Annotated in this window: 7 protein-coding genes; 3 read left to right on the forward strand and 4 right to left on the reverse strand. The window is 57.9% G+C overall.

Annotated elements, in window-relative coordinates; all coding sequences use genetic code 11:
- Positions 1-190: 190 nt before the first annotated feature.
- Entirely contained in the window at positions 191-883 is a 693-nt protein-coding gene (locus ASB66_RS25250; RefSeq protein ID WP_060717893.1) for a MerR family transcriptional regulator, read from the forward strand.
- A 42-nt stretch (positions 884-925) separates the two neighbouring features.
- Here the strand turns inward: ASB66_RS25250 and ASB66_RS25255 are convergent, their stop codons facing one another.
- Positions 926-2,056: an ATP-dependent DNA helicase gene (locus ASB66_RS25255; RefSeq protein WP_060717892.1), complete on the reverse strand. Its 1,131-nt coding sequence runs from the start codon at positions 2,054-2,056 to the stop codon at positions 926-928.
- 172 nt (positions 2,057-2,228) lie between these two features.
- Between ASB66_RS25255 and ASB66_RS25260 the strand changes: the two genes are divergently transcribed.
- Complete coding sequence (locus ASB66_RS25260; protein WP_060717846.1) at positions 2,229-3,074, forward strand: aldo/keto reductase; 846 nt, start codon at positions 2,229-2,231, stop codon at positions 3,072-3,074.
- 19 nt (positions 3,075-3,093) lie between these two features.
- Here the strand turns inward: ASB66_RS25260 and ASB66_RS25265 are convergent, their stop codons facing one another.
- The 3 genes from ASB66_RS25265 to ASB66_RS25275 all read right to left on the reverse strand — a co-directional run bounded on the left by ASB66_RS25265 (position 3,094) and on the right by ASB66_RS25275 (position 5,981).
- Entirely contained in the window at positions 3,094-3,408 is a 315-nt protein-coding gene (locus tag ASB66_RS25265; protein ID WP_141748763.1) for a hypothetical protein, read from the reverse strand.
- A gap of 201 nt (positions 3,409-3,609) precedes the next feature.
- On the reverse strand, positions 3,610-4,182 hold the full coding sequence (gene ilvN / locus ASB66_RS25270; protein WP_060717844.1) for an acetolactate synthase small subunit: 573 nt from the start codon (positions 4,180-4,182) through the stop codon (positions 3,610-3,612).
- A 20-nt stretch (positions 4,183-4,202) separates the two neighbouring features.
- Positions 4,203-5,981 carry an acetolactate synthase 3 large subunit gene (locus ASB66_RS25275; protein ID WP_156540950.1) on the reverse strand — a complete coding sequence of 593 codons (1,779 nt, stop codon included), beginning with the start codon at positions 5,979-5,981 and terminating at the stop codon, positions 4,203-4,205.
- 345 nt (positions 5,982-6,326) lie between these two features.
- On the opposite strand from ASB66_RS25275, the gene ASB66_RS25285 reads away from it, so the two are divergent.
- Positions 6,327-8,261: ATP-binding protein (locus tag ASB66_RS25285; RefSeq protein ID WP_420094390.1), on the forward strand; the 1,935-nt coding region annotated here is incomplete at its 3' end.

Below are 8,261 nucleotides of genomic sequence, written 5' to 3' on the forward strand. Positions count from 1 at the left end.
TCGGACATCATCACGTTTTGGAAATTCTTTAGCGGGGGCTTCAAGTATTTCCAGGTTTCGAGAACAAAGCGACCACCTCTCCAGGGTAGTAAAATAGAATACCGCAACCACCGGAGAGATCAACCGAGAACGATATTGGAACGAAATGAAAATATTTCCCGACATTATCGGGACAAGGGGGACTTATCGCATGGCAGGCCAGCCCGACTTTCTTGACGTTACCGAATCCATCACTCCCATCCTGAAAGCAGGTCTTGCCATGATGCCGGATCTGCCTTTGCCCGAAGATCTACCACCGGAGCCGGTGGCAATTTCCGACATGGCCAATCTGTTTGGTGTCACCCACAGAACCCTGCATTTCTATGAGGAAAAAAATCTCCTCTCCTCAAGCCGCATGGGGCTGATGCGGGTCTATTATCATCGAGACATTATCCGCATGGCGCTGATCAACACCTGCCGGGAGATCGGCATGCCGATAGCCGCCATTCAGGATCTTTTTGCCGAGTTGAACGGCACCCTCTCTCAGGCGCAGGCCAATGAGCTTCTCAACGCAGCGCTGGAGGCCCGAAAACGGGAATTGATTGCATCGCAATCCATGATGTTTCGCCAGATCGAGCAGATCAACAGCCTTCTCACCCGCGAAGAAGACCAGGACGAAACAGAGATGCCGGTACTGCGCCACGGCATAGATCTAACCGAACTGGAGCATCACTGCCTGTCGTTGATGGCGGAAGGCTATACCCAGGTGCGGGTGGCACGAACCATGCAAATGACCTTCGAAGCCGTGATTGCGCTGGAAGCCAGCATCATGCGCAAGGTCCAAGCGACAAACCGGTTCCAGGCGGTGGCAAAAGCGGTTCTGCTGGGCATCGTCGCCAATTAGACAAGGCGACCAGAAAACCTGATAGCGCCCTTACCGCCCGCTTTATCGCACAATGGTCAGTGTCTCTGCCGCACGGGTCACTGCGGTATAGAGCCAACGCTCGCGCGTATCACGAAACGCCCAGCTTTCATCAAACAGCACGACATTGTTCCACTGCGAGCCCTGGGCCTTATGCACCGTCAGCGCATAGCCATAATCAAACTCGTCATAACGCTTGCGCGTCGTCCAGGGAATTTCAGTCTCGACGTCTTCGAAGGCCGCTTTCAGCAGCTTGATCTTGGCCGCGCCGCGATCCATGTCGTCGTCTTCCGGCTTGATCAGCAGGTTCATGCCGGGTTTCACCGTCTCTCGCGAAGAGGTCATCACCTGCCAAAGCGAGCCGTTCAACAGGCCCTTGACCTGATCATTGCGCAGGCAGACCAGTTTGTCGCCGGATTGCGGGTAATCGGCGGTAAAGCCCTTCAATTCGCGCAGCCGCTTGTTATAGCGCCGCCGCGTTTTGTTGGTGCCGACCAGAACCTGGTCGCAATTCAGCACCAGATCCTGCGTCACCTCGTTCTTGGAAATCACCCGCGCCGTACTGCCGTAATCGCCATGCATGATTTCCTTGCCTTCGCGAATCTGCATGGCCAGCTGGATGATCGGATTGTCTCGTGCCTGGCGATGAATATCCGTCAGCAGATAGTCCGGTTCCTGCTCGGTAAAGAACCCGCCGCCTGTCACTGGCGGCAACTGGCCTGGATCGCCCAGAACCAGAATGGGCGTGCCGAAGCTCATCAAGTCACGGCCAAGCTGCTCATCGACCATTGAGCATTCGTCGATGACGATCAGGGCGGCCTTGGCCACCGGGCTTTGACGGTTGACGGAAAACATCGGTGTCATCGAGGTCTTGCCGGTTTCCTCGTCCGACACTTCCTCTTCGCCTCGCGGACGGTAAATCAGCGAGTGAATAGTGCGCGCCGTCGTCGCGCCGCGTGAGCGCAAGACCTGCGCCGCCTTGCCGGTAAAGGCCGCAAACAACACATCCCCATCGACATTCTCGGCAAAATGTCGGGCAAGCGTGGTCTTGCCGGTCCCGGCATAGCCGAACAGACGGAAAACCGGGGTCTTTCCCTCCTTCAGCCATTTGGCAACGGCCTTGAGAGCTTCATCCTGTTGAGGTGCAAATTCCATGGCTAGGAAATGCGCGGATTCGCGGGGCAAAAGCAAGGACAAAGCGCTTTATGCCAGCATAGGCCACAGGCTTACGACCAGCAGCAGATTATGTCGGTAACATCCATTGCCGTTTCCAACTTGCCCGTCCCAGCCACGCTGTTATCCTGACCGGACAATTTGGAGCAAGAGCATGAACGATAGCCTTCCCACGATTACCTTACCTTCCGGCCAGATCCTGCCAGCTCTTGGCCTCGGCACATGGATGATGGGCGAGGTTTCAGATGCGGCGACAGATGAAATCGCCGCCGTGAACCATGCGCTCGATCTCGGCATGACGGTGATCGACACCGCTGAAATTTACGCAGATGGGGGTTCAGAGCACATCGCCGGCCAAGCCTTGAAAACCCGCAGAAACGAAGCTTACCTCGTCTCGAAGGTCGCACCGTGGAATGCCAGTCGTGACGGTACAATCAGTGCCTGCGAAGGAAGCCTCAAGCGGCTCGACACTGATTGCCTCGATCTCTATCTGCTGCACTGGCGCGGCGAACACCCGTTGACAGACACAGTCGATGCCTTTGAGACACTAAAACGTCAGGGCAAGATCAAAGCCTGGGGCGTCTCGAATTTCGACGTCGATGATATGGAGGAGCTGTTTGCCGTGGAGAACGGCGCAAACTGCCAAGCCAACCAGATCCTCTACAATCTGAGCCGCCGTGGCGTGGAATACGATCTTATTCCCTGGTGTCAGGAACACGGCATCGCCATTATGGCCTATTCGCCGATCGAACAGGGACGACTACTCCGTCACCCCGAATTGATCCATGTGGCGAAGGCCAATCAGGCTACGCCTGCTCAGGTGGCGCTCGCTTTTCTGCTTGAGCGCGACAACGTGTTGCCGATCCCGAAGACTACAGCCACAACCCGCATCGAAGAAAACCGTGGATCGGTCGATCTAGAACTAACGGAAGACGATCTGGCGCGGCTCGATGCTGCATTTCCACCGCCGCAACGAAAGCAGCCTCTGGAAATGCTGTGATCGAAACAGCTATACGCCATCAGCCCTTCAAACAGGCCTGCAGGCTTGCCTGGCTAGCCGCCTCACCATCCGCACCATAGGCATCGTAGCAATCCAGCGCCCATTCACTCGACCCGTCATCGCCTAGAGCGCTCTGCTCGTCATGCGGCGGTTCGTGCTCAAGGGGAAGGCGCGAGGTTTTAGGTAGCTTGACCTCGGAAAATGGAGAATCAATCACCGGTGACGCGCTGACAAAAGACGCCGAAGGTATTTGGCGTTCAACAAGTCCCTTTGCCGCAAGACCAGCCGGAAGAGACAAGGATGCGATAAGTATTACGACTGTTGCTGCTTTCATGGCAGGCTCCCGTGTTTGGTAAGCCGTTAACGCGCCATTAGCACTTTTGTTCAAACCAGGGCGCAAAGCGAAAATCACAAGCCCGTGTAGTGCAGCCTACTTGTCAAGAGGTACGAGCGAACAGCTCTGGGGAAAACAAAGGGCGCATCCGGATTAAAGCTGGGTGCGCCCTCGAGTAGTTCAGCAGCAACAGGGTAGCAATCACATACCCTGCGAACCACGGTTCATGGCGGCGATGCCAGTGCGGCAGACTTCGTTCAGCCCCAGCGGCTTCATGATCGATACGAACTGGTCGATCTTCGATGATTTCCCCGTCAACTCGAAAATGAAGTGATCGACCGTGGCATCCACCACCTTGGCGTGGAAGGCATCGGCCAGCCGTAGCGTTTCAGCCCGCATTTCGCCTGTTGAAACCACCTTCACCAGCGCCACTTCCCGCTCAATTGGCCGTTCCTGGCCAAGCTGGCGAGCGCGCACGGTCAAATCCAGAACCCGGTGCACAGGAATAATCCGCTCCAGCTGCGCTTTGATCTGCTCCAGCACCAGTGGCGTACCACGGGTGACGATGGTAATGCGCGACAGATGCGCCTCATGCTCGGTTTCAGAGACGGTCAGGCTTTCGATATTGTAGCCGCGCCCGGAAAACAGGCCGATGACACGGGCGAGAACGCCCGGCTCGTTATCGACCAGCACCGAAAGCGTGTGGTTCTCGACGGCCGCCGTTTCCGGGGAGATGAAATAAGCCGAACCGGTCGGTTGTAGATGTGCGTTCATAACTCTTGCTCCTCCTGGTGTTAAACGAGCTGACGGCCCTTGGCATCGATGGCCGTTGCCACCGCATCGTCCGTCGCCTCGTCCGGCAACAGCATTTCGTTATGCGCCTTGCCCGATGGGATCATCGGGAAGCAATTGGCGAGGTTCGCCACCCGGCAGTCGAAGATGACAGGCTTCTTGACGTTGATCATCTCCAGGATCGCATCATCCAGTTGATCCGGCTTTTCGCAGCGAATGCCGACCGCGCCATAGGCTTCCGCCAGCTTGACGAAATCAGGCATGGCTTCGGTGTAGGAGTTGGACAGCCGGTTGCCGTGCAGCAATTGCTGCCATTGGCGCACCATGCCCATGTATTGGTTGTTGAGAATGAAGATCTTCACCGGCGCGTTATATTGCACGGCGCAGGACATTTCCTGGATGCACATCTGGATCGAGGCATCGCCGGCGATATCGATGACCAGGCTTTCCGGATGAGCGATCTGCACGCCGATCGCCGCCGGGAAACCATAGCCCATCGTGCCGAGGCCACCCGAGGTCATCCAGCGGTTCGGCTGTTCGAAACCGAAATACTGAGCCGCCCACATCTGGTGCTGGCCAACTTCGGTGGTGATATAAGTGTCATGCCCCAATGTCAGCGCCGACAACCGCTCGATGGCGTATTGCGGCATGATCACATCCTTGGACGGCGTATAGGAGAAGGACTTGCGGGCCTTCCAACCGGCAACGCTGGCCTTCCATTCCGCCGTCTGCGCCGCATCCGGCTTTTTCGCCAGCGCCCGCCATTGACGCACCATGTCTTCCAGAACATGGGCGATGTCGCCGGTGATCGGAATATCGACACGCACCGTCTTGTTGATCGAGGACGGATCGATATCGATATGGATCTTCTTGGAATTCGGCGAAAACGCATTGAGACGACCGGTGATGCGGTCATCGAACCGCGCGCCGATACAGACCATCACGTCGCAATCATGCATGGCCATATTGGCTTCATAGGAGCCGTGCATGCCCAACATGCCCAGCCAGTTCTCACCCGAAGCTGGATAGCTGCCCAGGCCCATCAGGGTCGAGGTGATCGGAAAATCGGTGAGGCTGACCAGTTCGCGCAGCAGCTTGGAGGCTTCCGGCCCGGAATTGACGACGCCGCCACCCGAATAGATCACCGGACGCCGGGCGCTGGCCATCAACTCGACAGCGGCCTGGATCGCCTTGGAATCGCCCTGCATCTTGGGCTGGTAACTGCGCTGGATCGTGTGGTTTTCCGGCGGCGTATAGGTGCCGGTGGCAAATTGCACGTCCTTTGGAATGTCGACGACGACAGGGCCGGGACGGCCAGTCTGGGCAATACGGAAGGCTTCATGGATGACTCGGGCCAGATCGTTGACATCCTTGACCAGCCAATTGTGCTTGGTGCAGGGACGGGTAATGCCGACCGTGTCGCATTCCTGAAACGCATCAGAGCCAATTAGCGTGGTCGGCACCTGGCCGGACAGGCAGACCAGCGGAATGCTGTCCATCAGCGCGTCCTGCAAGGGGGTGACGGCATTGGTGGCGCCAGGGCCTGAGGTGACCAGCATGACGCCTGCCTTGCCGGTGGAGCGGGCATAGCCTTCGGCTGCATGGCCTGCACCCTGCTCATGACGCACGAGAATGTGCTGGATCTCGTCCTGCTGGAAGATTTCATCATAGATCGGCAGCACAGCGCCGCCAGGATAGCCGAATATATGCTCGACCCCGTTATCCTTCAGCGCCTTCAAAACAATTTCCGCGCCGGTCATCCTGTTGTCTGTGCCAGTCATGTCTACTCCCGATATTTCCCGAATGCTGCTGTTATCGTGATTTTGGCCATAAAAAAAGGCCCCTGGAAGGAGCCTGTCTGTCGCGCATGGGAGGCTATTGCCTGACGGTCACACCGTCATGCCCATGCGCGTACCCACCACGAGAAGAATGTTAAAATTGATCATGGGCAAAGTGATAGCCAGTCTGACCGCAAGCGTCAACGGCAAAAAGCCTGCAAATGCGGCAGGAGGCGCACATTTTCGAAGCATCTGCGCCCGTCTTGCCGACAAGACGATATACCGGATCTTAACAGCAGGCGGCTACCATCGCTTGCCGCACCCCGGTCCATCACAGATGAGCGCCTTTTGCAAAACCCTGATCTTCCACTTTCTGGCTCCGCCCTTTCCACCCCATCCGACGGGCAGGATCGCCGTGACCAGATGACTCCAGGCAATCGTTTTCTAGGCCGTGTGGTTGCCTGCAATGGCGCACGCGCCACGATTGCCGCCACCGCCCAGGAAGGCGGCACCGACCTGACGTCGCTGTGGTCTGTCGGGCGGCTGATTTCCATTACCGTCGGGGAAAACCGTGTCGTCGCGCTCGTCTATGCCATGCGCACCGAAACCGGCCTGTGGAGCGAAGATCGGGATAACGGATTCATCGTTGATGTCGAGTTGATGGGCGAGGTCTGCCGGGGACCGGATGGCCGCGAAGTTTTTACCTCAGGCATTACCCAATATCCCTATCTGGGCGCCGTAGCCCACCGCATTCGCGTCGCCGATCTGAAGCGGATCTACGATTCGAAAGAAGGCGGCAGTTGCAAGATCGGACGCTTGAGCCAGGACGATTCCATCGACGCCACCATCCATATCCCCTCCATGCTCTCCAAGCATTTCGCCGTGGTCGGCTCCACCGGCGTTGGAAAATCCACTGCCGTGTCCTTGCTGCTGCACAAGGCGATTGCCACCGACCCCAAGCTGCGGGTGCTAATCCTCGATCCCCATAATGAATTTGCCGCAGCCTTTGGCAATCAGGCCGTGGTGATCGACACCGACACGCTGGACCTGCCCTTCTGGCTGATGCGTCTCGACGAACTGACCGAAGTGCTCTATCGGGGCAGGCCTGCCGTCGTCGAAGAGCTGGATGTTCTACGCGACCTGATCCCGGAGGCCAAACGCGCGTTTAAAGGCGCAGAAGCAGGTTTGACGCGCCGTAGCGAGCGGGCTGGCTTTACCGCCGATACACCAGTGCCTTACCGATTGTCGGACCTGCTGGCCGCCATTGACGAGCGGATCGGCAGGCTGGAAGGCCGCGACGAAAAGCCCGCTTTGCGTTCGCTGAAAATGCGGATCATGTCGGCGGTCAACGATCCGCGCTATCGCTTCATGTTCTCCAGCAATACGATCAGCGATACGATCATGGAAACCGTCGCGCATATCTTTCGCGTGCCGGGCCATGGCAAGCCGATTTCAACGTTCCAGCTGGCGGGCATCCCATCCGAGATCGTCAATTCCGTCGCATCGGTCCTCTGCCGCATGGCCTTTGAGCTGGCGCTCTGGTCGAATGGTGCGATCCATATGCTGGTGGTTTGCGAGGAAGCACATCGCTATGTGCCAGCAGACCCCAGCCTTGGCTTTTTCCCGACCCGGCAAGCCATTGCGCGGATCGCCAAGGAAGGCCGCAAATACGGCGTCTCGCTCGGCATCATCACTCAAAGACCGGGCGAGCTGGACCAGACCATCCTGTCGCAATGTTCTACTGTTTTTGCCATGCGGCTTTCCAACGAAAGCGATCAGGCCATCATTCGCAAGGCCCTACCCGACAGCTCGATCTCCGCCACCAGCTTCATTTCCTCAATTGGCAACGGCGAGGCGATTGCCTTTGGCGAGGCGATTGCCGTGCCGATGCGCATGCGGTTTGACCGGGTGGACCAACGCCACCTACCCAAAGCCAGCGGCAGCACGCTGGCTCCCTCTGAAGACATGCCTGATAATATCGACCTCAGCGAAGTCATCTCAAGAATGCGCGCCAGTGCTGAGCCGGATATTTCAGGCTTTCAACAGAGTTATCGTGTCCCGGAGCCAGAAGCGTACAGGCCGCTCGCCCCCACTCCTGAGCCGACAATCACCACCCCACTTGTCGAACCATTCCGCGCCCCGACCGTCGAGCCGCCGGAAGCGCCGCGCCCGATCCTGCCCAGCCCGCCCATCGAGCCCTACCGGCCCGACATGTTGCCCGGCACTGAGCTTGGCATCTCCCCCGCTCCCCCCCGCCCCGAACCCGCCTCCGGCCTTCCCCCC

The sequence above is a fragment of the Gillisella vitis genome (genome assembly GCF_001541345.2).
Classification (GTDB): Bacteria; Pseudomonadota; Alphaproteobacteria; order Rhizobiales; family Rhizobiaceae; genus Allorhizobium; species Allorhizobium vitis.

Bases quoted from the DNA above. Each gene is read 5' to 3' on its own strand.
- ASB66_RS25250 (WP_060717893.1), top strand. From the start codon at position 191: ATGGCAGGCCAGCCCGACTTTCTTGACGTTACCGAATCCATCACTCCC.
- ASB66_RS25255 (WP_060717892.1), bottom strand. From the start codon at position 2,056: ATGGAATTTGCACCTCAACAGGATGAAGCTCTCAAGGCCGTTGCCAAA.
- ASB66_RS25260 (WP_060717846.1), top strand. From the start codon at position 2,229: ATGAACGATAGCCTTCCCACGATTACCTTACCTTCCGGCCAGATCCTG.
- ASB66_RS25265 (WP_141748763.1), bottom strand. From the start codon at position 3,408: ATGAAAGCAGCAACAGTCGTAATACTTATCGCATCCTTGTCTCTTCCG.
- ilvN (WP_060717844.1), bottom strand. From the start codon at position 4,182: ATGAACGCACATCTACAACCGACCGGTTCGGCTTATTTCATCTCCCCG.
- ASB66_RS25275 (WP_156540950.1), bottom strand. From the start codon at position 5,981: ATGACTGGCACAGACAACAGGATGACCGGCGCGGAAATTGTTTTGAAG.